Source organism: Asticcacaulis sp. (assembly GCF_051956075.1).
Taxonomy (GTDB): Bacteria; Pseudomonadota; Alphaproteobacteria; order Caulobacterales; family Caulobacteraceae; genus Asticcacaulis.
Map to the genome: position 1 here is coordinate 80046 of NZ_JBQCGA010000056.1, position 23974 is coordinate 104019.

Below are 23974 nucleotides of genomic sequence, written 5' to 3' on the forward strand. Positions count from 1 at the left end.
AAAACAGCGCTCCGGTAGTTGCACGCGTGACTTGGCGGCAAACTAGGCTTAAATCCGCCGCGACTGCAAGCTGATAACTGCGCCTGTTCTGAGCGCGAACCGCATGTTAGTCAGACGCCTGAACAGCCAAGGTAGCTCCATGTCGCGTTTCTTCGTCTTTCAATCGGTCATAGTCCTCACCCTCGCCTTCGCCGCGCTCGGCCTGTGGGTTCATCCTGATTTCTGGCTGGCTTTGATCGTGCTTCTGCCGCTGTGTCTGCTGGGGATTTATGACCTGATCCAGCCGCATCACGCCATCTTGCGCAACTATCCGCTGATGGGCCATTTCCGCTATATTTTTGAATATATCCGCCCGGAAATCCGCCAGTATTTCATCGAAGACGAGCGCGACCCCCTGCCTTTTTCGCGCGACCAGCGCGCCGTCGCCTACCAACGCGCCAAGAATGAATCGGATGTTCGCCCGTTCGGAACCGTGCTGAACCCGGACGGCATAGGGTATGGCTGGATCTCGCACTCCGTCATGCCGGTCGAAATCAAGAATGCGGATTTTCGTATCGACATCGGCGGCGTTCAATGCCGCAAGCCTTACCGCAGCTCCATTCTGAACATTTCCGGCATGAGCTTCGGCGCTCTGGGCGGCCACGCCATTGAAGCGCTCAGCACCGGCGCGAAACTGGGCGACTTCGCTCAGGACACCGGCGAGGGCTCAATCAGCCCCTATCACGTCAAGGGCGGCGGCGATCTGATCTGGCAGGTGGCCAGCGGCTATTTCGGCTGCCGCACCAGGGACGGTCATTTCGACCCGGACCTGTTCGCCAGGACCGCCCAGTCCGAGCAAGTCAAGATGATCGAGATCAAACTGTCGCAAGGCGCCAAGCCCGGTCATGGCGGCGTCCTGCCCAAGGCCAAGATCACGCCCGAAATCGCCGCCACGCGCCTGATCGGTATGGATGAGGACTGCGTGTCGCCGGCGCGCCATTCGGCCTTCTCCACGCCGGTCGAGATGATGCAGTTCCTGCAAACCCTGCGCGACCTGTCCGGCGGCAAGCCGGTCGGTCTCAAACTGTGCGTCGGACACCGCTTCGAGGTGCTGGCCATGATCAAGGCCATGCTGCTAACCGAAATCATTCCCGACTTCATCGTTGTGGACGGCGCCGAAGGCGGCACCGGCGCGGCGCCGATGGAGTTGTCCGACCATGTGGGTCTGCCTTTGGTCGAGGGACTCAGTTTCATGCACAACGCCCTGACGGGCGCGGGCCTGCGCGACGACCTCAAGCTCGGCGCGTCCGGCAAGATAGTCACCGCCTTCGATTTCTGTCGCATCCACGCCCTTGGGGCCGACTACGTGAACGCAGCCCGCGCCTTCATGTTCAGTCTCGGCTGCGTACAGGCGCGCGCCTGCCACACCAACCGATGCCCGACCGGCGTGACCACACAGGACAAGGGGCGCCAGCGCGCACTCGTCATTGAGGACAAGGCGCCGCGCGTGGCCAACTTCCATCGCAATACGCTGGGGGCCATCGCCCAGGTGATCGGCGCGGCGGGCCTGACGCACCCGGAACAGCTACGACCGTGGCATGTCCATATCCGCAATACAGTCGGCCAGATCGTGCGCGGCGACGCCGCCTATCCCGCCGTGGCGCAAGGCGCCCTGCTCAGCGGCTCGGCGGACGAACGCCTGATGCGCGAATGGGACCGCGCCGACGCCCACAGCTTCGCGCCGAAGTTTTAGGCGGCCTTGCCGCGAAGCCGCAACAGGACAGGGCATGGACCGCTATCGGCGCGTAGCCGCCTTTGGCCACCCGACCAATGCAGTTGCGGCCGGTGCGGCAGATGTTCCGGCAGGCGGACGTTCCACGCCAGCCCCAAACCTTCCAGCGCACGAATAAAGCGATAGCCAGGATCACTCTGCCCTCTGTAAAGGCTAATGCGCGCAGAGCCCGGAAAGGCATGGTGATTATTATGCCATGCCTCCCCCATCGTGATCATTCCGGCGAAGCTGACATTGCGCCCCTGTACGCCTGCGCCGCGCACCTGCCAGTTGCGCGTCTCATCGGCATGGGCCAGATAGCCGATCAGCCAGTGTCCGGTCACCGTCACGGCGACCTGAGCGCATACGCCCCACAGTACCCACGCCCAACCGCCGATAACGAAGAAAGCGACCGCCCATGGCAGGTGCGCCAATATCCAATGGCGGTCCAGCCAGCGGTAAAACGGATCGTTAGCAACTTCCGCCTCTATAGTCAGGCACGGCGGCGCCTGTAGCCGCAGTTCGCAGTGCATCTGCCAGATTGCATCGATCAGCGGCGGTTGGCGATGCGCGAAATAGTCATGGCACTGGGGCTGTCTTTGCGCCCAGTCGCGAAAATCGTGCGTACGGATCATCGCGATCGGGCCGCCCAAGCCCACAAGCGTTCCAGCGTAAACCAGACAGTATTCGAGCCATTTGGGGCAGTCGAAACTTCTGTGGATCAGTCGCCGATGCATACCGACCGAATGTCCGATCAACAGCACCGTCGCGGTCTTGGCTGCAAACAGCAAAATCGCGTCCCAGCGCAAAAAAGCTATGCACCCCGCCATAGCTCCGCCATACATAGTCAGCAAAAACAAAGATTTAGCCGGCGACCACACGATGCTCCCCCGCCACGGATTCGCGCCGTGCATGTCTTCGATCCGATGTATATTTTCAAAAGATTCGCGCATAAGCTTCCCCCTTGCGGTTCGACTTGACCAACCGCATCAGCATCCCTACATTTAGTTAACTGACTAATCGTTATCGCCGCACGATCATTTCGTCAATACGTTAAATGACTAAATGTTGTAACGCTCGAATGGACTTCCAATGCGCGTTGTCAAAACCTTTGAAGCCCTCGCCTCTGAACCGCGACTGCGCATTCTCGCCTATCTCTCTGAGGCGTCCCTGACCGCCGGAGAGATTGCGGAGCGCTTCGATATGTCGAAGCCGTCACTGTCCAAGCATCTGAGCATCCTGGAAAACGCTGGTCTGATCGCCAGTGAACGCAAGGGAAAATATATCCATTACAGTATCGTCCAGGAACATATCGCCAATATGCTCGACGGCTACCTTCAGGAAGTCTGCCCTGTGCGCGCGCCGCTGCGCCGGGAAAGTCGAGACATAGCGCGTCGTGCGGAGACGGACGACGACGCCTGACTTGCCGCACGCCGCACTCCGTGCAAAGCTGCCCCTCACACGTCCGGGGGCAACGAGACGACGACAGGGAGACTAATCTATGCGCGGCCTATATCTGACCACGGCGCTCGCCTGCGCGCTGCTCGCGCTTGCGCCGATTGCGAGCGCGCAAACCTATCCGTTTCAGAATCCCGACCTGCCCGCCGCACAGCGCATTCAGAACCTTCTGTCGCTGATGACGATCGACGAAAAGATAGACGCGCTCAGCACAAACACCGCTGTACCGCGCCTGGGCGTGCCGAGCTTAGGGTCTTCTGAGGGCATCCACGGCGTCGTGCAGCGCGGCAATGAGCAACGCAAGCTGCCGCCGATCCATACCACCCAATTCCCGCAACCACCCGGCATGGGCGAAACCTGGGATCCGGGGCTGGTGCAGAAGGCCGCCGCCGTGCAGGGCTACGAGGCGCGCTACATCACCCAGACCAACGCCGACTATCATCACCCGGTCCTGATGCAGTGGGGGCCGCAATCGGACCTGATGCGCGATCCGCGCTGGGGCCGCTCCGAGGAAGTCTATGGCGAAGATCCGTTCCTGAACGGAACCATGGCGAGCGCCTATGTGAAGGGGCTGCAAGGCGACGACCCGAATTACTGGCAGGCGGGCGCGTTGCTCAAACACTTCCTGGCCAATTCCAATGAGAACGGGCGCGGCAGTTCATCGTCCAATTTCGATGAGCGCGAATTCTACGAATACTATTCCGTCCCGTTCCGCATGGCGTTTGAAGACGGCGGCGCGCGGGCTTTGATGGCGTCCTATAACGCCTGGAACGGCACGCCCATGGCGGTCAATCCGATCCTGCAAAGCCTGGTCATCGACCAATGGGGCGCCGATGTAATCTCCTCCGATGGCGGCGCGGTCACCAATCTCGTCAAGCTTTACAAGCGCTATCCGACTCAGGAGGCCGCCGTCGCGGCGACGCTCAAGGCCGGGATCAATCAGTATCTCGATGTTTACAAGGATGAGATGCGCGCCGCGCTCAAGGACGGTCTGGTCACCGAAGCCGACATCGACGCCGCCCTCGCCCGCAAGTTCCGCGTTACGCTGAAACTCGGTCTGCTTGACCCGCCAGAGCATAATCCCTATGCGCGGATCGGGACCGGACCGGAGCCGTGGACAACGAACGCGGACAAGGCCGTGGCGAAACAGATCGCGTTGGAATCCATCACCCTGCTGAAGAATGCGGACCATGTTCTGCCGTTGGACCGGACGAAGCTCAGGACGGTCGCCGTGGTCGGGCAACTGGCGGACAGCGTGCATTGGGACTGGTACGGTGGCCTGCCGCCCTATGCCATCACGCCGCTGGATGGGATCAAGGCCGCCCTCGGTCCCGACGTCAAGGTAATCTATGCAGAAAGTGGCGACGCAGCCGTCGAGGCGGCGAAAGGCGCCGATGCGGTCATCGCCGTGGTTGGCAACGATCCGACCTGCGGCCCGAATATGGCGCACGACTGGATCGCCGACGGCACCAAGCCCTGCGCCGATCCGGGTGACGGGCGCGAGGGCCGCGACCGCGAAACCCTGTCTCTGGCGCAGGAAGGGCTGGTCAAACAGGTTCTGGCCGTCAATCCGCGCACCGTCATGGTGCTGGTGTCGAGCTTCCCCTACACCATCGACTGGTCGCAGGCGCACGTTCCGGCCATATTGCATATGACCCATTCTTCACAGGAGGAAGGCAGCGCCATCGCCGCGGTGCTGTTCGGCGATTATAACCCCGGCGGTCATCTGACCGAAACCTGGCCCGCCTCAATGGCGCAATTGCCGCCGATGATGGATTACGACATCCGGCACGGCCGCACCTACATGTACTTCGACCGGGGCCACTGGGGCAAACCGCTTTATCCGTTCGGCTATGGCCTGAGCTACACAAGCTTCCGCTACAGTCATATCCGCCTCGACTCTCCGCATATGACAAAAGACGGCGCGATTACGATCAGCCTGGATGTGACCAATACCGGCCAGATGGCGGGCGACGCCACCCCGCAGCTCTATGTGCGGCACATGAAATCGGCGGTGTCTCGCCCCACGCTGGAACTTGAGGGCTTTGAGCGCATTCACCTGGGGCCAGGGGAAACGAAGACGGTCGTCATACCGCTTAAAGCCGCGCAACTGGCTTACTGGAACGCCGACAGCCACGCCTTTGTGGTCGAGACCGAACCGGTAAAGCTGATGGTCGGCGCATCTTCCGCCGATATTCGACTCAGCGCGACTCTGGAGGTCAGGTAAGCTCCTTATCGCATCCTTATATTTTGGCCACATCGACGACACATTGGCCCGAAAGGGTGCAGTCAGCCCGCTGCCTTTTTCCCGTTGAGGAATCGCCATGCGCTCCATCGTCGCCCTGTGTGTCTTCGCCGGCATCGCCCTGAATGCGATGCAAGCCATCGCTCAAGAGGCCGAACCGACGCCCACGGTCTATTCCGGACAGATCAAGGCGCCGGACGGTCAGGATCTGGGAACCGTAACCGTGACGCCGGGACCGGACGGCGTCATCCTGCGAGTCAAGGCGCACGGACTGGCTCCTGGCTGGCACGGCATGCATTTCCATGAAAAGGGCGCCTGCACCGACGATAAATTCGCTTCGGCGGGCGGGCATGTGCATGCGATGACGCCGGTGACGCATGGGTTTTTGGACCCAGGCCATAATGATGCGGGCGACCTGCCTAATCTTTACGTTGCGGCGGACGGCACAGCCAATGTCGAACTGTTCTCCAACCTCGTCACGGCGACCAAGACCGGCGATAAGCCTTATCTGATGGACGATGATGGTTCCGCCGTCGTGATCCACGCCATGCCCGACGACTATAAGACCCAACCCATAGGCGGCGCGGGCGTGCGCGTCGGCTGCGCGGCTCTGGCCGCCGGTTAGCCTGAAATATAACAGGCCAGTGCGCGCGTCATATCGTCGCGCACCTGCGTCGCCAGTTGCGGCGCGTCGCCCACCATGGCCGGTATGGCCTTGAGCATGTAGAGCAGACTCAGGCGCAGCGACACCAGCGCGTCGCCTTTGAGGTCTGGCCGCACAATGCGTAAGAGCCGCTCCAGACCGTCTTCAAGACGCGCCCGCAACTGACGGCGCGCCTCGCCTGCTTCGGGGCCAGCGTCACGCGCATCGAGGATCGCCATCACCGCCGTGCGGTCCGCCGTCAGGTCGAGCATCATCGCGACCAGACCTTCGGACATCTTCGCAGTCGTCAGTCCCGTCTGAAGCGCCAGAAGCGCATTAAGCCTGTCGCCCAATCGCGCGCCGTATTGATCCAGCAGCACCTCGGCCAACGCCGCCTTGGTCGGAAAGAATTGATAAAGCGAGCCGATCGACGCGCCCGCCTCGACCGCGATCGCCGTCATGGTCGCCGCGTCGTAGCCGCGCTCCGCGATGATTTTTGAGGCGGCGGCCAACAGATTAGCGACCCGCTGACGACCGCGCTCACGTTTCGGCGCGCGCATCTCGACGGACTCTGCGGTTGACTTTTGTGAGGACATCCTCATATATCCTTTTTATGAGGCCATCCTCATATTGGCATCATTGCCATACCGAATACGCCCTGTCAAAAAACTCTTCGCGAAAGGCGCCGCCATGCTTTCACTTGACCCCAAAACCACCGCTCTCATTTTGATTGACCTGCAAAACGGCATCGCCACGGGTGAACGCGCGCCCCATACCGCCGAGGATGTCGTGACGAAGGGCAAGGCGCTGGCGGACCAGTTCCGACAGGCTGGCGCGCCGGTCGTTCTTGTGCATGTCGGCTGGGATAAGGCCTATTCCGACATGCTCAAGGCGCCGGTTGACGCTGCCATGCCTCTACCGGAAGGCGGTCTGCCCGAAAGCTGGTTCGCCCTTGTGGACGGCCTGCAACAACCCGGCGACATTGTGGTTCATAAGCGCAATTGGGGCGCCTTCTATGGCACGGACCTAGACCTGCATCTGCGCCGACGCGGCGTCACCACCGTGGTTCTGGCGGGGATCGCCACCAATTTTGGCGTCGAATCGACCGCGCGAGACGCCTGGGAGCGCAATTACGCCGTCGTGATCGTTGAAGACGCCTGCACGACCGCCTCGGCGGAACTCCATCAATTGGCGGTCAAGTCTATCTTCCCCCGCATAAGCCGCGTCGTGTCGTCAACCGATCTCAAACTTGCCTGACGTCGGACGGATCGAGCGCAACCTCTTCCGGCGGCGGCAGAATGTGCGTCAGCCGCCGGTGCCAGAGCCATCCCAGCATCACCACTACCAGGGCCGTGGTCAGCATCAACCCCGCGACAGCCACATTCATCACCATCTCGTCGCCAGGGCTCAGATAGCGCACCAACGATCCGAAGGCATGACGCTCACTAAAGCCCGCCACGCCATCCGCCACATCGGGCCGCATCTGGATAAACCAACTGACCACGCAAATGACAATGGCCAGAGCCATAGCTTCAATGATCCCCGCCACGATGTAGCAGCGATGACGAAAGGCGCGCACGCCGCTCAGCACATACAAATATTTCCAAGGCGTCATACCGACAGAGTGGCGCTGAGCGTCTAAAGACTCAATGTGGAAACGCCGCCAGAGGGCGCGCCACTGGCGCAGGTCCGGCGCCGCGCGCCTTGACCACCGCCTTGACAGGGTAGGGCATCCGCATCACGGCCAACGGCGCCGAACTGATCGCGGGCGCTTCGGGCAATGGCAACCCGGCTTCCGCCGGAAATGTCACGCGCACCAGACCATCGCAATCGCACCGCAGCTTCCATTCCAGCAGGTCAGCGAATTCCGCCCCCATGCGCCGCGCCTCGACCAGATGGCGCACGCTCTCGCTCCAGCGCGTTCCGCATTCGCGACACGTCACATCGAAATGCAGATCGCGCGGCAGATCCTTCAGTTGCGGCGGAACCATATGGCCCATGTAAACCTCCTCAGGGTCGCCCCTCAGCAATGTTCACATTATGTTCCAATTGTGGATAAGAGTCAAGCGCGCGTTCTCACTACGTTCTCGTCCTCTCATTGGCAGGAAAATATGGTGCGGGCAGCCGGACTCGAACCGGCACGGGTTACCCCGACGGATTTTAAGTCCGTTGCGTCTACCGATTCCGCCATGCCCGCTTAAATCCGAAGCGTCTTATAATGAGGCGCGTTCGCTGCGTCGAGGGTTTTCGCGGCTTACCCTCAGACTTCTTCCAGCGCGGCTTTCGGATTGCGCGCCTGCGCCTCGCTGAGAACCGATTGCAGAGCCGCCTCCAGTTCCGCGGTCGCCTTGTCCACGGCCTCTGCCTCCAGACCGCGCACCACCAGTTGCGTGCCGAATTCGCCATCTATGGAAAGGCCGAAAGGATAACTGCCCAGCGACAGTTCCGGAAAGCGTTGCGCCACATCGCGCAAAGCGTCCGCCGCCCAGCTTTCGCCAATATAGGTCAGCTTCAATGTGCGCGACACGGTCTGCCGACCTGTACGCAGGCGCGGCGCAACGTCTTCCAGCATGGCCTGCATAATCTTGGGCACGCCCGCCATGACGAAGACATTGCCAATCTGGAAACCCGGCGCGGCGGACACCGGATTTTTGATCAGTTCGGCGCCATGAGGGATGCGCGCCATACGGCGGCTGTTCTCATTCAGTTCCCAGCCCATTTTAAGCGCGCGGTCGGCCAGCGCCTTCAGCGCCGCCGGATGCTCGCTGATGCCGACGCCAAACGCCTTGGCCATGCAATCGGCGGTGATGTCGTCATGCGTCGGTCCGATGCCGCCCGTGGTGAAGACATAATCATAAGAATCGCGAACCGCGTTGACGGTGGCGATAATCTGCGCTTCGTCGTCATGCACCACGCGCGCCTCGCGCAGGTCGATTCCCAGCGACGCCAGAAAACGCGCCAGCGTGTTGGTATTGCTGTCCGTCGTGCGTCCCGATAGAATTTCGTCGCCGATAATAATAATCGCTGCGGTGGGATTAGCTGTCGTCATTGGCAATAAAGGCTCCGCACATGAATCAACTCATCGCATTCGACGCTCTTATACAGGGGCGTCTGATCGCGCGCTATAAGCGTTTCTTCGCCGATATCGAATTGCCGGACGGCGCGCGGATCACCGCTCATTGCCCCAATCCCGGCAAGATGCTGGGCCTTTTGACGCCGGGTGCGCCTGCGCTTGTCACGCGCCTGCCCGGATCGAAGCGCAAGCTCGGCTACCGGCTGGAGGCTCTGCGCGCAGAGGCGGCGTTCGGCGCTCCTTGGGTCGGCGTCAATACTCAATGGCCGAACCGAATGATTGCGCACGCAATTGAAGCGGGCTTGATCCCTCCCCTGTCCGGCTATGCGCATTTGCGCCCGGAAGTCGCCTACGGCGCAGGCTCGCGCATCGACCTGCTGGCCAGCGGCCATGCCGACCTTCCAGATGCCTATATTGAAGTCAAGAACGTCCATCTGTCGCGTCAGCCGGGCCTTGCCGAGTTTCCTGACTGCGTGACCGCGCGCGGCGCCAAGCACCTGAGCGAACTGGCGCAGATGGCCGACGCCGGACATCGCGCCGTCGTCGTTTTCTGCATCCAGCGTGACGATGTCGCCGCCTTCGATATTGCGCGCGATTGCGATCCCGCTTTTAGCCGCGCCTTTGACGCCGCGCGCCTGGCGGGCGTGGAATTTTTAGCGTTAAGCTTTCAGGTATCGCCCGCAGGCATCGCCTTTGCGCGCGGCGTTTCCGTGGCATAGGCCGCCTGAGCGCCAGACGGCGCGATCTTCGGCGCCTTGCCCCCCAGCGCCGCCACCGCCATCAGCGCAGGAACCAGCGCCGTCTCCAACCCCGGCACAGCGAAATAGCGCGGCTCCCAGTCGGGGCGGAATTTTTCCTTATAGGCGCGCAGGCCCTCGAAATTATAGAATTCGCCGCCGATCTCCCAGATCAATGCGGCCAGTTTGGGCCACGCGCTCGATAAGGGCCGCGCCTGCAACCCCGCCAACGGCGCCAGGCCCAGAGAAAAATGCTGATAGCCGCTGTCGCGCGCATAAAAGATCAGTTGCAGGAACAGATAATCCATCACGCCGGGCGGCGAGGCCGGATCGTAACGCATCAAATCCAGGGTCAGCAGAGTCCGGTCCGAGGTCGGCCACAGATTGGCGAAGGCCATGATCCGCCCCTCGATACGCAGAACGGCCACCGGCGTCAGGCGCATATAGTCGTCCTGAAAACTGCCAAGAGAATACCCTTTTTCTTTGCCTGACTTGGCCTTGAGCCAGGCGTCGGAGACTTCGCGCAGCCGCGCCATATGCGCCGCCAGATCCTCCGGCGCGATCACTTCAAACCTGGCGGCCGCCGCTTCGAAGCGGCGCACGACCTGACGCAGGCCATAGCCCTTCTTCCCCGCCAGATCGAAGCCCTGCACATTGACCACCGCCTCCTCACCGATCTTGTACGGTACAAGGCCGAGGTCGATCATCAGCGGCAAAAGGCGCGGGCTGACCTGGTAAAAACTCAGACGCGCATTGCTCAGCGAAGCCATCTCCTTGAGTCGCCAGCACAGGGCCTCGGTCTCCGCTTTCGCGCCGACCGGCTCGCCCATCACAACCCACTGGTTGCCGGAGACGCCATACATGATAAAGGCGCTCTGCGCATCGTTCCACAGGATATGCTTGTCGCGCAGAAAGGCCAGCCAGGCCTGGGGATTGGAAGCGTCCGCCACCACCTGTTTGAGCCGCTCCATATCGGCCTCGTCCGGTTCCGGCGGCAATTGGCGCGCGATGCCGAACAGGCGGTAGAGGATCAGGATCGTGACCGTCACCCCCATCACCACCAGGGCGCGCAGAAACCGCGCCGCCGAGGCGTGGTAGGAGAAGTTCACCCACATCGACCGCGCATAGGGCACATGCTGATAGATATAGAAGCCAACCCAGACCACGCCCGCCAATGTGCCGAGACTGAGTCCAATCCACACCCAGTTGACCGACAGGGACATGAGGTGCGAACGCCGGTTGAAAGCATCCTTACAGGGGATCAGCAACAGGGCGCAGATGGTCAGCAGAACGGCGTTGGTCAGGGCCAGTTCGCGCGTCACCGACACCACCGCGCCAAGGCACAGCAGGAACAGGGCCATATACCAGGCGGTGTCGATGCGCTCCCACAGGCCGCGCGCCGTAAACAGCATCAGCACGCCAATAGCCGCGCCGATGGCATGCGAAAATTCGACAAGACCCAAAGGCAGCCATTTCTTGACATAGGGCAAGGCCGCCGGATCAATCGGCGTCAACACCGAGATCAGCAGCAGCGCGCCGGCGGCGAACATCACCACGCCGAAGATCTGCGGGATCAGCCGCGTCGCGGAGTCGAACAGCATATGCCGGATGCTTAAGTTACGAGTCACGCCGATACGCAGCTCCCCTGCCTGACCCGATGCGGTCAGTCGACTCGCACTATACAGAGACAGACCGGAGAAAGCAGGGTTTTATCGCAAAACCTAACTGGCCCTGGCGCACCAGCTATCGCGGACGCTCAGCGCCTGGCATAGCGCCGCGGCCTGCGCATCCTGAACCGGCCCGACCTTGAGCCGCACCATGGCGCGCCCGTCGGCGGTGGTGATCGGCTGGAAACGCGCCTTGTAACGCAAAGCGACCGGATAGCGCTCCTGCAAGCTGTCCCAAGCCTGCCGCGCGGCGCCGATGCTGGAAAAGGAGCCGATCTGGATAAGGCGCGTCGCAGCCTGGACCGCCTGAGTCTGAACCGCCTGAGTCTGAACCACCTGAGTCTGAACCCGTGCTGGCGGCGTATCCGAAGCAGACGCGATTTGAATGGGAAGGTCTGGCAGATCATGCGCCGCCTGCTGCAGACGCGCGGCGGCGGCAATGTCGGCAGGCAAAACGCGCAACGGCCCGCCATCGTCCGGCGGCGGCATTTTCAGCGGATCGACGACATCAATCGCCAGTCTGCGCGGCGCGCTTCCGTCACCCGACTTCTGAGCCAGCAGCCCGCCCTTATCGACGGTAAGCGCCTTGGCCGTATCGACGACCAGCTTCAGATCGCGCGCGTCAAGCTTCTTATGATCCCGATCGGCGTTCGGGTCGGCGCTGTCGTCGACCCTGATCGCCTTGATGGCGGCGAAGCTTTCGCTGAGATTGCGGCTGTCGCAGGCGTTCAGGCCCAACGCCAGACTTGCGGCGGCGCACAAAATCCCCACTTTACGAAGACGGACAAGATCGGTCATAAGGCCATCCTAATCTCCGCCGTTTAAATCGCGGTTAGAGAGAATGGTTAATGTCCGAATTTTATCCCGGTCTGGGGGATAATGACATAGGTTTTTATACGGATAGCCGCGAATGCCCGATTCCGCCCATCTGCCGCGCATCGCCAGTGTGCGCACGCTCATCGAACTGAGGCGTCAGGTCGCGCACCTGCGCAAAGACGGCGCAAGACTGGCCTTTGTGCCGACCATGGGCGCGCTGCACGAAGGCCATCTCGATCTGGTTCGCCATGCCAAAACGCTGGCCGACAAGGTGGTTGTGTCGATCTTCGTCAATCCGTTGCAGTTCGCGCCGACCGAGGATCTGGACCGTTATCCGCGCAATGAGGCGGGCGACGTCGCCCTTCTGGAAGGCGTCGGCTGCGATCTCGTCTATCTGCCGACGCCGGACGTTCTTTATCCCGAAGGCTTTGTCAGCCGCATCGAGATGAATGGCCCCGCGCTCGGTCTGGAAAGCGATTTTCGCCCGCACTTCTTCTCAGGCGTCGCCACCGTCGTCGCCAAGCTGTTCAATCAGGTCCGCCCCGACATCGCCGTCTTCGGCGAGAAGGACTATCAGCAACTGGCGGTCATCCGCGCGCTGGTCCGCGATTTCGATATGGCTATCGACATTATCGGCCTTGCAACCGTTCGAGAAGCCGACGGCCTGGCCCTGTCGTCGCGCAACGCTTACCTGTCGCCGCAAGAACGCGCCATCGCGCCGAAACTGCATCAGGCGCTACAAGGCGTGCGCTCGGCCCTGCTGGCGGGCGAAGACGCCGATGCGGCCATCGCGAACGCCAGCGCCTTCCTGCAAGGCGCAGGTTTCGGCCAGATCGACTATATCGCCCTGCGCGACGCCGAGACGCTGAGCGATGTTCGTCCCAACCGGCCACGCCGCCTGCTGGCCGCGCTCTGGCTGGGCAAGACGCGCCTGATCGACAATATCGCGGTTTAAGCGCCTACCACACACCCGCCTCTTTCAGCGCCCGCGCCATATCTGGCGGCAGGTCGCTCTCTCCCTCGACGAGATCGCGCGGCGCATCCGAGGCCTTGAGATAGCGCCAACCCTGAAACGGGCGGCGCGGCTGAGCTTCGGTGGCGAAATGTTCAGTGCTTAGTCCAATCATGCACTGCTGCTCCGCCTCATTATAGTCGATGGCCACAATGCGACGGCGGCACAGGATCGCCCCCTTGATCACCCAATACAGCGAACCGCCGTCCAGCAATTCCCCGGCGCGCGTAGGGCGATTGCGCGTGTGGATCCATGACACCTCGCCGCGCGCCTTTTCCCAGCGCAGCAAATCCTCGACGGAATCAGCGCCGACGCACAGTTTGACCAGATGGATGTCGCTCATGAAGTCAGGCTCCTGAAAGACGCGGCTTTTCGTCGTCTCGATCTTGGGTCTATATAGCGATTACGAGAGGAAGCGCACTGTGAGTCTCACGCCGCCTGATAAAAATCCGTCGCTGCAGGAAGCGCTCGAAAGTCTGTTCGGCACGGCGCTGGGCGAAAGCGCCAGCGTTATCTCCCTGCCCGGCGGTTCGCGGCTGTTCGGCGCCGGTGACGATTCCGACCATCTTTACCTGCTGCGCTCAGGCCGTCTCGGCGTCTTCCGCCACGATGAGGACCACGAAGAACTGACCCTTATCGGCATTATCCGGCCCGGCGAACCGGTCGGCGAAATGTCGCTGATCGCAGGCACGCAGCATACGTCAAGCGTCATGGCCCTGCGCGATTCCGACCTGCTGGCCATGCCGCGCGACGATTTCCTGCACGCGCTCGATTCGCGCCCGGAACTTTTGATGGCCCTGTCGCGCAAGATGATGGAGCGCGCCCGTCGCGAAGCGCCCAATGTCACGCCGAATGTCTTTGCCTTTTTCGCGCTGAGCGAGACGCCGATCCTGAATTATATCGAGGCGGTCGCGACGCAGATCCGCGAACTCGGCTATCGCGTCGCCGTCATCGACAAGACCTTTCACGGCACAACCCCCGAAGCCTTCAGCCAGATCGAGGCGGACAACGACTACGTCCTGCATGTCGCCGAGTCGCACGAAAGTCACTGGCGCCTGCTCAGCGCGCGGCAGGTCGATCACGTCTTTCTGGTCGCCGACGCTTCGCATCCACCGGACGCGCGCGCGACGGCCTGGGAGAAATCGCTGCTGCATCGCGCCCCGGACCTGATCCTGACCTATCCGGCCAACCAGAAGAAGGCGCACATCAAGGGCCGCACCCGCGCATGGCTGGACGTCATTAAGCCGACGCGCTGGTTCCACATTCATACCGAATCCCTGCCCGATGCGGCGCGGATCGCGCGCATCGTCTGCGGCCATTCGGTCGGCGTGGTGTTTTCCGGCGGCGGTGCGCGCGCCTTTTCGCAGATCGGCGCGATTCAGGCGCTGCGCGAAGCGCATATCCCCATCGACTTCGTGTGCGGCTCGTCCATGGGTGCGATCATCGCCGCCGGGCTGGCGCTGGGCTGGGACGACAGCGAGATCGACTGGCGGATGTGCGACGCCTTCGTCACCTCCTCGCCGCTCGACGACATCACCTTTCCATTTGTCTCTATGGTGTCCGGGCGCAAGGTCGATCAGCGGCTGGAAAAGCATTTCGGCGATCAGGCGATTGAAGACATCCATCTGCCGTTTTTCTGCATCTCGTCCAACCTGACCTCCGGCGTGATCAAGGTGCATAAGACCGGCTCGCTGCGCAAGGCGCTGCGCGCCTCGATCTCGCTGCCCGGCGTGCTGCCGCCCGTCGTCGATGACGGTCAGGTGCTGGTCGATGGCGCGGTGATGCGCTCCTTCCCGGCCACCATGATGCGCAACACACATCTCGGCACAGTCATTGGCATCGACGTGACGCGGGCGCGCGGCGTCGATCCGAAATCCATCGCCGTCCCCAAACATCTGCCAAGCTGGTTCGCGCACGGCGACTGGCGGCGCGGCCCGCCCATTGTCTCGATCATGATGCGCTCAGCCACCATCATTACCGCCGCCGATCTGGCGGTGTCGCGCGCCGCCACCGATCTGCTGATCATTCCTGAACCCGACGGCGTGGAAATCCGCGACTGGAAGGCTTACGACAAAGCGGTCGAGAACGGCTATCAGACAACGGTGGCGACGCTGGCGCAACTGGAATCGCCGGTCACCACCCTGCGCAAGACGGGCCGCAGCATCCATCCTGACATTCCCGCCTTCACGCCGGACGATTCCTACGTCGAAACCGCCTCAGAGCCGCCGCGTCAGCGCGATCAGGGCGGTAGCTGAGCCCTGCGGCTAGTCCCGCAGGCCGCCCAGACGGCGCATGATCAGCCAGACCGAGATTGATACGCACAAGATGCCGATGGCGGCCATGACGATCGACCAGGTCATATAGTCGCCAAACGCGCCGTTGCGGATCACGGTCAGATCCTTGGACTTGTAATAGGCGCCGGCGGCGACGCCGAGACAGCCGAGGCCGATGGTGCTGATAATGATCCACCAGAAGGTCGAGACGATCATCGTCCACAGGCTGGCGTGTTCGGGCGCCTCATCCTCGTTCGACACCGCGACGCGCCCGCCGTCCAGCGTCCAGCCTTCGTCATCGCCGTAGTCTTCATCGAAATGACTGGCGCCGCGCGCCGCCATCAGATCCGGCGCCGAAGGGGCCGTGACGGGTTGATGATCTTGCGGCAGCGGGCGTTGCAACTGCTCGCGCCAGTTCAGCGGCGAGTCCGGCGTCAGCCGCACAGGCTCGGGACGGGCCACCTTGACCACGTCAGGGGCAGCCGCTGGTTCTGGCGCTGGCGGCGGCATCTGCGGACGCGCATAAGGGTTGAGCGCCGTGATCACCGGAGGCGGCATGGTGGCGGCGGTCTGGAAGACGGGTTCGGCGGGTTCGGGCGGCGCCTCCGGCTCCAGCCGTGTTTCAGGCGGCGCGACCTCGGCGTCCTGCGTTGGCTGAACCTCAGCCGTCTGCGCGGTTTCGCTGACCTCAGCCGTCTCTTCAGCGCGAATCTCGATAGGCGCGGTTTGCGACGCCGCCGGCGTCAGCGGCGCAGCCTGACTGAAGCTCTCCACCGAAGGCGCCATCGGCTTCGGCGCGGTCAGAGGCCGTCCCAGCGATCCCCCGCCATAGGGGGAATAGAGCCGCATCAAAGCCGCCGCCGCTTCCGCCTTACGCGCCTTTTCGGCGTCATCGTCCTGTGGCGTCTTCTCCGCATTCGCGGGCTCGGCTTGCTGGCGCTCGGCGCCTCGGCGTTCGGCCTCAAGGCGTTCAGCTTCGCGACGCGCCTCTTCCTGCCTGGCGGCCTCTTCCTGCTCAGCCTGTTCGCGCCCGCGTTGTTCTGCGGCCAGTTTTTCAGCCGCGAGCCTTTCCGCCATCAGACGCTCGGCTTCGCGTCGCATCGCTTCCTGGCGCTCACGCTCGCGTTGTTCCGTTTCCAGTCTGGCCGCCTCGATTCTGGCCGCCTCGATTCTGGCAGCCTCGATTCTGGCCGCCTCAAGCCGCTCGCGTTCACGACGCTCCGCGTCCAGCCGCGCCGCCTCCAGGCGCGCAGCGGCTTCGCGCTCAAGACGCTCACGCTCCAGGCGTTCTTGCTGCTGACGTTCGCGCTCAGCCTGTTCACGCGCGCGTTGTTCGGCTTCGAGGCGTTCGCGTTCACGACGCAGCGCCTCTTCGCGCAACCGGGCTTCCTCGGCGCGGCGCGCTTCCGCCAAGGCCTCAGCCTGACGGATCGCCTCCTGGCGCAAAGCTTCCTGATGCGCCGCTTCCTCACGCGCCTGCTGCTCCGCCTGAAGCTGCTCGGCTTTGCGCTGCGCTTCCTGACGCGCCATCTCGGCGGCGACCGAAGCGTTAAGGTCGATCACCTGCCGCGCAGCAGGCTGCGGCTCATAGACCGGCGACGCCGACGCATCTTCGACGGGCCGCATAGCCAGTCCCATCGACGGATCGACGCTTTCAGGCGTCTGAAACAGGTTTTTCTCGGCGGCGCGGCGGCGGATTAACGGCGCCAGCACATAGGTCTGGCCGTTGAACTCCGCAGAGCGCCAGGCGTCCATCGCCTGCGCCGCCTCATTCATCTTGCCTTCGTTGATGCGTTTCAGCACAGTCGAGGCGGTGAAATTCTCAACGCCGATATTGAAGCAGAACGAGACCAGCGCGTCGAACTGGTTTTGATTCAGCGGGACCAGCACCAGATTATTGATCGCATCGACGATCGGCAGCAGGTCGAAACGCAGCAGGGCGTCGGCGTCTTCCTGCGTGACGCGGGCGCCTTCGCGGGCAGAAAAAGTATGGCCATAGCCCAGCGTCCAGCGGCCATCCGGCAGGCGCGTCGCCGTCTGGCGCAGCCCCTCGAAACTTTTGATGAGCTCGACCCCCGCGCGGGAGACCTTCAAACGCGCTCTCATCCCCGAATCCTGACCCCTGACCTGACCTCAGCGGAAAACACCGCTTTGCCTGTCCCGAAATGACGCAGGACAGAGCTGATGAGGTTAATGACAGCAAACCATATACCAGCCCAATTTTACAAGCGTATTTCGGCGCTTACAGCAGGATTATGACGGCCAACCCCAGGAAGCTGAAGAATCCGACGCAATCGGTCACTGTCGTCACGAACACGGTCGCTGAGGCCGCCGGATCATAGCCCAGCCGGTCCAGCCCCAGCGGGATCAATATGCCCGCCATCGCCGCCGCGAACAGATTGATGACCATGGCCAGACCGATGACCAGCGCCATTTTCGGATCGTGGAACCACAGCATGGTGACGACGCCCATGACCAGCGCAAAAGCCAGCCCGTTCAATACCCCCGCAGCGATCTCGCGCCAGACGGTGCGCAGAAGATTGGCGGCGTTCAGTTCGCGCGTCGCCAGCGCCCGCACCGCCACGGTCAGGGTCTGCGTCCCGGCATTGCCGCCCATTGAGGCGCAGATCGGGTTGAGCACGGCCAGCGCAACCAGCTTGGCGATGGCGTCCTGAAACAGGCCGATCACGCTGGAGGCCAGCACCGCCGTGCCAAGATTGATCAAAAGCCACCAGAAGCGCGACTTCACCACCCCGAAGATTGAGGCGTCGCGCCCGGAATCCGACACCCCGGCCAGGGCCAGCATGTCTTCCTGGCTTTCTTCCTGAATGATGTTGACGATGTCATCGACCGTCACCTGGCCCACCAGACGTCCAGACGAATCAACGACCGGCGCCGAGATCAGGTGATATTTTTCAAAGATATAGGCGACCTCTTCCTGGTCCTGATCGACGCGGATCTCGGTCACCGGGTCCATAAGCTGGGTCAGGGCCATCTCACGGCGCGCGCGCATCAGCACCGACACCGGCACGGCGCCCAGCGGCTTATGGCTGGGGTCCAGCACATAGATGTCGAAGAACAGCTCCGGCAGATCGTCGCCGCCTTCGCGCATGCGGTCGATGGTCTGGCCGACGCTCCAGAAGGACGGCGCGGCCATGACTTCACGCTGCATCAGGCGGCCCGCCGTCTCCTCCTCATAGGCCATGGAGGCGCCGATGGCGGCGCGCTCGGCCTCCGGCATAACGGCCAGCACGGCGAGGCGCTGATCTTCCTCAAGATCCTCAAAAACCGCAGCGGCGTCGTCCGAATCCAGTTCCTGCAACACCTCGGCCAGGTCTTGCGGGTGCAGGGTCTCGACGACCTCCTCGCGGATGTCCTCATCCAGCTCGGTCAGAATCTCGGCGATGTGATCGGCGGGAATCCATGGAATCACCTCTTCGCGGTAGTCTTCCGATAAAAAGCCCAGCAGGTCGGCAATGTCCGCCGGGTGCAGGGCGTCGAGCAGCTCGCGCAAGCGCATCCCGTCGCCGCGGTCGGCGGCGTCGATCACCAGCGAAATATATTCGGGATTGAGCGCGTAGTCGTCGCCCAGCGCGAAGTCTTCAATGGCTTCGGGCGTGGTCAGCTCTGCGGCGGCGTCAACGCTGCGCGTCAGGGTTTCATCGTCACGTAGATTGTCATTCTCAAGAGGGGCTTCGGTCTTCTGGCTCATCGCTCAGGCCCCTTCTCTTATGGCGTCCGCCGCTAAACTCGGATGGTGCGGTCGAGAAGACTCGAACTTCCACGGGTTGCCCCACAGCGACCTCAACGCTGCGCGTCTACCAATTCCGCCACGACCGCACGTCATCCGGAGAGGCGCGCAGATAGCAACACTTTGGCGCTTTGTGAAGCCTTTTATCGCAGATTTCAAAAAATCAGGTGGAAAGCCGCAGGCGACGCCTACTGCCCCAGCGCCATAAAGTCATAAACATTGGCCGGGCGCGTCACCACGATGGAGATCTTCTCTTCAAAGATCTGGATTTCGCCGCGCGCCACCGGGTGATTATTGGCCAGAATCCACACCTCGTCATGCTCATGCGCATCGAGTGGAATCACAGCGCCGCGACCCATGCGCAGAAGCTGCTGCATCGGCAGGACCGAACGCCCCAGAAGCACGGAAATCTCGACGGGAACAGCCCCGACCTGCGAATTGGACACGCGATTCAAACCTGAAAAAGCCCCAAATCCTTCGGGACGCCCTATATTAGGGTCTGATCCTTTAAGACTTTATGATAGATGCCGCGATCATGGTTTCCGAGACGTTAAACCCCATGCCCGAATGGCCCGACTTTCTGCGCAACGATGGGGAAAAACCCGAATGGCGCGTCGAGCCGGGCCTCGTCGCCTATCCCGACGCCGTCGCGCGGATGGAGGCGCGCGCCGAGGCCATCGCCAAGGGCGAGGCGCGCGAACTGATCTGGCTGATCGAGCATCCACCGCTCTACACGGCGGGCGTGTCGGCCAAACCCGAAGACCTGATCGCGCCCGACCGTTTCGAGGTCTTCGCCTCCGGTCGCGGTGGGCAATACACCTATCACGGCCCCGGCCAGCGCGTCGTCTATGTCATGCTGGACTTAAATGCGCGCCGGAAGGACGTGCGCGCCTTCGTGCAGGCGCTGGAGCGCTGGATCATCGACACTCTGTGGCGCTTCAATGTCGAGGGGCATATCCGCGAGGGTCGCGTCGGCGTCTGGGTCGAGCGCCGCGATAAGGGGTTTGAGCCTTCTCCGCTTGATGACGTCCTTGCGTCAGCAAGCGGCAAGGCCGCCAGTTTGGACGAAAAAGATTGGCCGCCCGAGCCTTTGCGAGGAGCCTGCGCGGCGCCTGAGCGCAAGTATCAAGAAGACAAGATCGCCGCCATCGGCGTCAAGTTGCGCCGCTGGGTCAGCTTTCACGGCGTCAGCCTCAATGTCGAGCCGGACCTGACGCACTTCAGCGGCATTGTGCCGTGCGGCATAACCGAGCACGGCGTCACCAGCCTGCTCGATCTCGGCCTGCCGGTGACGATGGACGAGGTCGATTATGCGCTCAAGGCCAGTTTTGAAACGATTTTCGGGCCTGTTGTGGTTGTGGAATAGATTGACCACGAAACACACAAAAAAACACGAAAAGTTCTGCGACGCCCAAGCTTCTTCATTCGGGTCATTCGCTTAGAGGTGTGTCTTTCGCAAACAACTTTCGTGTCTATTCGTGTTTTTCGTGGTCAAACCTTAGTCTGCGCGTAGCGTCGCCGTCTTATACAAGCTTGGCCCATAGCGGTTGTCGCCGCGTTCGCCAGGCATGACGCACAGGTCGACGGCGGCCCAGATCAGCACCGCCATGGCGACAAAATCGAAAAAGCCATGCGGCGACGGCCAGGCCATGACAATGGCGGCCAGAATAATCGCCGCCCACCAGCCGGAGCGCCCGCGATCGTGCAAACGCTTGGACAGCACGCAGGCGCCGCAGAACAGCAGGGCCGGATAGACGATCCAGCCGGTCAGATATTGCAGCGGCCCAGCCATCAGCGACTGATAAAGCGCCAGAATCAGCAACAAAACCGCCGCCGCCAGGGTCGATGGCCCCTGCCCCGTCCGCCCGGACGAGGAAAAGAACAGTTCAGCCCAGTCGATCTTGGGGTTCATCGGCGCGGAATCTCCTAAATTATCGCCCGGCTTATAGCATAAGGACAGACTAGAAAAGCAGGTTTTCGCCGCCCTTCGCCGCTCTTAGCTGGTCAGGCGCGTCTTGTAGATATCAGCGAAGATGCCGCTCATCGCCGCATTGAGCTGGCTGGCGGTCTTCAGATCGTAAAACTGATCCGGCGACGAGGCGCACTTGCCGAGCATGCTGGAGCTGCCCTCGATCACCTTGACCGTATAGATGTCAATGCCCAGCGCCTTGGCGTTCTCGCACGCCTTGGCGGTGCGCGCATTGATACCGCTGACGCTATCCTTGAAGCGATTTTGCGTATTGTCGCCGTCCGTAACGACGATCATCACCTTCTTGACGTTCTTGGCGCCGGAAGGCGCGGTCGCGACGAACGGCGCCGCCTGCGACAGAACTTCCATACCCCACTGCACTCCAATGGTGATATTGGTGGTGTCGGTCCACTGCATCTGATCGACATAGGATTGAACCGAGGCGATGTTTGACGTCAGGCCTCGTACGGTCAGGAGATTTTGCAGCTTCGATCCGCAGACGACGCGCTGATAGACCGAAGCCGGAATCGCTTTCGTGGCTGCGTCGCTGCTGACGTCATAAGGCTGATCGCGATCCGAGACGCAGTCGCCTGTCCCCTTGACCTGACCGGCTGTAACCATGCCGTTGAGCGTCGCCGAGTCCAGTTTGACATATTCGCTGAACGGCACGACGGCGACCTGGCTGTTGGAAACGTTCTTGCCTGACGTCAACAAGCCATTGAGCGCCGTTTTCACCGCCATTTTCAGATTTTGCATCTTCTGCATCTGCTGCATCGAGCCGGTATTATCCAGCACCAGGGCGATCTGATAGACAGTGTTCTCCTTCTTGGCCGTTGAGGAGACATGCACCGTATAGGCGTCCTTGCCGAACAGGGCGCCGAATGTGCTGGGCGTGGTGGCGCTGACCGCATAGGTTTCGGTGATGGCGTTGCTGTCCGATATGCGGGTCAGCTTCTGGCTATCGATCTTCACGCCGTCCATGCCGAAATTATCGGCAAAGGCGCGGTCAGCGGCGGTCTGGCGCTGGGCGTCGCTGTAACCGTCCAGCGGCATGGTTCTGAGCACCGCCGTATCGGCGGCGTCCTGCAACCGCATACGTATACGCTGCAAATCGGACATGTCCAGCGCGGCCCCGGCGGCGCCGACAATTGCGAACACGCTTAGACCGAAAATCATCAGCACATTGCCGCGACGGTCGCGACGGAAACGGTTGAAAGCGGACAGAATGGACATGACGGCATCCCTGATCGTGGACGCCCGAACCGCAGGCTGTGCGGAAACGGGACATACGCTTCAGGATTGCAACCGCCGTTCCAGAGATCGCCTAATCGGGGAGTTTCAGTTCAAGCCTTGCGCAAGTCTCCCGCATATCGTCGGGAACCGGCGCGCTGAGCGTCATGTCATTGCCGTGCTCGGGATGCGGAAAGGTCAGGCTTCTCGCATGCAGCATCAGACGCGGAACCGCCGCGCCGCTTAGGGACAGCGCGCCGCCATAGCGGACATCGCCCGCAATCGGCGCGCCCAGATGCGCCAGATGCACGCGGATCTGGTGCATGCGCCCGGTGACCGGCTGACAGCGGACCAGTGCCGCCTCATCCGTGCGGCTCAGCACCTCAAAGTGGGTTGTTGCGGTCTGCGCGTCGGGATGGTCGGCCTCGCAGACGCGCGACCAGGCTTCGCGCCCGATCTCCTCGCGCCGCAGCGGCGCGTCCACTGTCACGCGATCCGGGAGATTATGCGGATTGGAGACGATGGCCAGATAGGTCTTGGCGAAGGCGCGACGGATCATCGCCTTGCCCAGATAGGAGGTCGCCGGATGGGTTTTCGCCGCCAGAATGATGCCGGAGGTATCGCGGTCCAGCCGGTGGATCAGCATCGGTCGGCGTCCGCTCGGCTTGACGAAGGCCCACATCAGGTCGTCGAGATTATGGCTGTCCGGCCCACGCCCGCCCTGCGACGACAGGTTGGACGGCTTGTTGAAGCCCATGACGAAATCGTCCTGCCAGACGATCATGGAGGTTACCCACGCCTTGTCCTCCGCCGAAATCTGACGCGGCAGCTTCGAGGCCGGAACCGATTTCGGTTGCTGCTTGGGCCGCAGCCCACGCCGCGCAATGGCCTTCAGATGTTGCGGAGAATGCTTGGACATGAGCGGCCTTTAGCGCGCGGCGGCGCAAAGGTCAAAAGCCGCTTCTCTTACAGGAACTCTCCTACTCAAAAAACCTGCGCGATAGCTTCATCGTCTTTCTGAGAAGGCCAGATCAGCAACACGATCAGTCCAATAGCGCCAAAGCCGGTCAACAGCAGCAATAGCCACCAACCCGTGCGGTTAATGTCATGCAATCGACGAGCGCCAACGGCAAGCGAAGGCAGTAAAAAGAATAGTGTCACAATGAATTTGATGGGAGGTATAGATATATGACTTGCTGTTGCAACTAACCCATCTAATTCACGGTAGGGGCAAAACGATGCAGCGGGTGTAGCGTAAAGCTTTGTTTTGGAATAGATTCTGGTTGTCGAAGCCTAAATCATTTCCAATACAGCCAAGGCCACACCCGCCATGGACCAAGATACCGATCT

At 61.8% G+C, this 23974-nt stretch carries 24 protein-coding genes and 2 tRNA genes; 9 read left to right on the forward strand and 17 right to left on the reverse strand.

From position 1 onward, the window contains the following. The first annotated feature begins 139 nt into the window (after positions 1-139). On the forward strand, positions 140-1732 hold the full coding sequence (locus tag ACTHLA_RS14785; RefSeq protein WP_440190949.1) for an FMN-binding glutamate synthase family protein: 1593 nt from the start codon (positions 140-142) through the stop codon (positions 1730-1732). Here the strand turns inward: ACTHLA_RS14785 and ACTHLA_RS14790 are convergent. Beyond that, positions 1729-2703, reverse strand: a complete 975-nt coding sequence (locus tag ACTHLA_RS14790) for an acyl-CoA desaturase (protein ID WP_440190952.1) — start codon at positions 2701-2703, stop codon at positions 1729-1731. The genes ACTHLA_RS14785 and ACTHLA_RS14790 overlap by 4 nt on opposite strands. A 139-nt stretch (positions 2704-2842) precedes the next feature. Here ACTHLA_RS14790 and ACTHLA_RS14795 point away from each other — a divergent pair, with 139 nt between their 5' ends. The 3 genes from ACTHLA_RS14795 (at position 2843) to ACTHLA_RS14805 (ending at position 6078) form a co-directional block, all read left to right on the forward strand. After that, positions 2843-3172, forward strand: a complete 330-nt coding sequence (locus ACTHLA_RS14795; RefSeq protein WP_440190955.1) for a metalloregulator ArsR/SmtB family transcription factor — start codon at positions 2843-2845, stop codon at positions 3170-3172. Between the two features lie 79 nt (positions 3173-3251). Beyond that, positions 3252-5435 (forward strand): glycoside hydrolase family 3 C-terminal domain-containing protein, encoded by a 2184-nt coding sequence (locus tag ACTHLA_RS14800; RefSeq protein WP_440190958.1) that lies wholly within the window; start codon positions 3252-3254, stop codon positions 5433-5435. 97 nt (positions 5436-5532) lie between these two features. Next, positions 5533-6078 (forward strand): superoxide dismutase family protein, encoded by a 546-nt coding sequence (locus ACTHLA_RS14805; protein ID WP_440190961.1) that lies wholly within the window; start codon positions 5533-5535, stop codon positions 6076-6078. Here ACTHLA_RS14805 and ACTHLA_RS14810 read toward each other — a convergent pair. Beyond that, complete coding sequence (locus tag ACTHLA_RS14810; protein WP_440190964.1) at positions 6075-6692, reverse strand: TetR/AcrR family transcriptional regulator; 618 nt, start codon at positions 6690-6692, stop codon at positions 6075-6077. The two genes, ACTHLA_RS14805 and ACTHLA_RS14810, sit on opposite strands and share 4 nt — an antisense overlap. Before the next feature lie 94 nt (positions 6693-6786). Here ACTHLA_RS14810 and ACTHLA_RS14815 point away from each other — a divergent pair, with 94 nt between their 5' ends. Then, the gene (locus ACTHLA_RS14815) at positions 6787-7353 is read left to right on the forward strand and encodes a hydrolase (RefSeq protein ID WP_440190967.1); all 567 of its coding nucleotides are present in this window, start codon (positions 6787-6789) and stop codon (positions 7351-7353) included. Here ACTHLA_RS14815 and ACTHLA_RS14820 read toward each other — a convergent pair. From ACTHLA_RS14820 to ACTHLA_RS14835, 4 genes are all read right to left on the reverse strand, one after another. Then, positions 7340-7711, reverse strand: coding sequence for a hypothetical protein (locus ACTHLA_RS14820; RefSeq protein WP_440190970.1), 372 nt, complete (start codon positions 7709-7711; stop codon positions 7340-7342). The genes ACTHLA_RS14815 and ACTHLA_RS14820 overlap by 14 nt on opposite strands. A 31-nt stretch (positions 7712-7742) precedes the next feature. Beyond that, positions 7743-8096, reverse strand: coding sequence for a hypothetical protein (locus ACTHLA_RS14825; RefSeq protein ID WP_440190973.1), 354 nt, complete (start codon positions 8094-8096; stop codon positions 7743-7745). 112 nt (positions 8097-8208) lie between these two features. Further along, positions 8209-8293: transfer RNA gene (locus ACTHLA_RS14830), tRNA-Leu, on the reverse strand. Positions 8294-8356: 63 nt separating this feature from the next. Then, complete coding sequence (locus ACTHLA_RS14835; protein ID WP_440190976.1) at positions 8357-9145, reverse strand: competence/damage-inducible protein A; 789 nt, start codon at positions 9143-9145, stop codon at positions 8357-8359. 20 nt (positions 9146-9165) lie between these two features. On the opposite strand from ACTHLA_RS14835, the gene sfsA reads away from it, so the two are divergent. After that, positions 9166-9888, forward strand: coding sequence for a DNA/RNA nuclease SfsA (sfsA, locus tag ACTHLA_RS14840; RefSeq protein WP_440190979.1), 723 nt, complete (start codon positions 9166-9168; stop codon positions 9886-9888). On the opposite strand, the gene ACTHLA_RS14845 is transcribed toward sfsA, so the two are convergent. Together ACTHLA_RS14845 and ACTHLA_RS14850 are read right to left on the reverse strand one after the other, a co-directional pair. Beyond that, entirely contained in the window at positions 9837-11507 is a 1671-nt protein-coding gene (locus tag ACTHLA_RS14845; protein WP_440190982.1) for a phosphatidylglycerol lysyltransferase domain-containing protein, read from the reverse strand. The two genes, sfsA and ACTHLA_RS14845, sit on opposite strands and share 52 nt — an antisense overlap. Before the next feature lie 120 nt (positions 11508-11627). Continuing rightward, positions 11628-12371, reverse strand: a complete 744-nt coding sequence (locus ACTHLA_RS14850; protein ID WP_440190987.1) for an SPOR domain-containing protein — start codon at positions 12369-12371, stop codon at positions 11628-11630. Positions 12372-12483: 112 nt separating this feature from the next. Here ACTHLA_RS14850 and panC point away from each other — a divergent pair, with 112 nt between their 5' ends. Beyond that, positions 12484-13344, forward strand: a complete 861-nt coding sequence (panC, locus tag ACTHLA_RS14855) for a pantoate--beta-alanine ligase (protein WP_440190990.1) — start codon at positions 12484-12486, stop codon at positions 13342-13344. Between the two features lie 4 nt (positions 13345-13348). Here panC and ACTHLA_RS14860 read toward each other — a convergent pair whose 3' ends face one another. Next, positions 13349-13744, reverse strand: coding sequence for a DUF1489 family protein (locus tag ACTHLA_RS14860; RefSeq protein WP_440190993.1), 396 nt, complete (start codon positions 13742-13744; stop codon positions 13349-13351). A 79-nt stretch (positions 13745-13823) separates the two neighbouring features. Here ACTHLA_RS14860 and ACTHLA_RS14865 point away from each other — a divergent pair, with 79 nt between their 5' ends. Continuing rightward, a complete protein-coding gene (locus ACTHLA_RS14865; RefSeq protein ID WP_440190996.1) occupies positions 13824-15656 on the forward strand; it encodes a patatin-like phospholipase family protein in 1833 nt (610 codons plus the stop codon). A gap of 9 nt (positions 15657-15665) precedes the next feature. On the opposite strand, the gene ACTHLA_RS14870 is transcribed toward ACTHLA_RS14865, so the two are convergent. From ACTHLA_RS14870 to ACTHLA_RS14885, 4 genes are all read right to left on the reverse strand, one after another. Continuing rightward, positions 15666-17780 carry a glycoside hydrolase family protein gene (locus tag ACTHLA_RS14870; protein ID WP_440190999.1) on the reverse strand — a complete coding sequence of 705 codons (2115 nt, stop codon included), beginning with the start codon at positions 17778-17780 and terminating at the stop codon, positions 15666-15668. A gap of 136 nt (positions 17781-17916) precedes the next feature. Then, the gene (gene mgtE / locus ACTHLA_RS14875) at positions 17917-19386 is read right to left on the reverse strand and encodes a magnesium transporter (RefSeq protein ID WP_440191002.1); all 1470 of its coding nucleotides are present in this window, start codon (positions 19384-19386) and stop codon (positions 17917-17919) included. Between the two features lie 43 nt (positions 19387-19429). Continuing rightward, positions 19430-19514, reverse strand: a tRNA-Leu gene (locus ACTHLA_RS14880). A 99-nt stretch (positions 19515-19613) separates the two neighbouring features. Further along, entirely contained in the window at positions 19614-19871 is a 258-nt protein-coding gene (locus tag ACTHLA_RS14885) for a FliM/FliN family flagellar motor switch protein (RefSeq protein ID WP_440191005.1), read from the reverse strand. Between the two features lie 113 nt (positions 19872-19984). Between ACTHLA_RS14885 and lipB the strand changes: the two genes are divergently transcribed. Continuing rightward, on the forward strand, positions 19985-20791 hold the full coding sequence (gene lipB, locus ACTHLA_RS14890; protein ID WP_440191008.1) for a lipoyl(octanoyl) transferase LipB: 807 nt from the start codon (positions 19985-19987) through the stop codon (positions 20789-20791). A 132-nt stretch (positions 20792-20923) separates the two neighbouring features. On the opposite strand, the gene ACTHLA_RS14895 is transcribed toward lipB, so the two are convergent. The 4 genes from ACTHLA_RS14895 to ACTHLA_RS14910 form a co-directional block, all read right to left on the reverse strand. Next, entirely contained in the window at positions 20924-21337 is a 414-nt protein-coding gene (locus ACTHLA_RS14895; RefSeq protein ID WP_440191011.1) for a DUF805 domain-containing protein, read from the reverse strand. An 84-nt stretch (positions 21338-21421) separates the two neighbouring features. Continuing rightward, positions 21422-22627 (reverse strand): VWA domain-containing protein, encoded by a 1206-nt coding sequence (locus tag ACTHLA_RS14900; RefSeq protein WP_440191014.1) that lies wholly within the window; start codon positions 22625-22627, stop codon positions 21422-21424. Positions 22628-22718: 91 nt separating this feature from the next. Next, positions 22719-23543 carry an RluA family pseudouridine synthase gene (locus ACTHLA_RS14905; protein ID WP_440191017.1) on the reverse strand — a complete coding sequence of 275 codons (825 nt, stop codon included), beginning with the start codon at positions 23541-23543 and terminating at the stop codon, positions 22719-22721. A 65-nt stretch (positions 23544-23608) separates the two neighbouring features. After that, complete coding sequence (locus tag ACTHLA_RS14910) at positions 23609-23902, reverse strand: DUF805 domain-containing protein (protein ID WP_440191029.1); 294 nt, start codon at positions 23900-23902, stop codon at positions 23609-23611. Between the last annotated feature and the right edge of the window lie 72 nt (positions 23903-23974).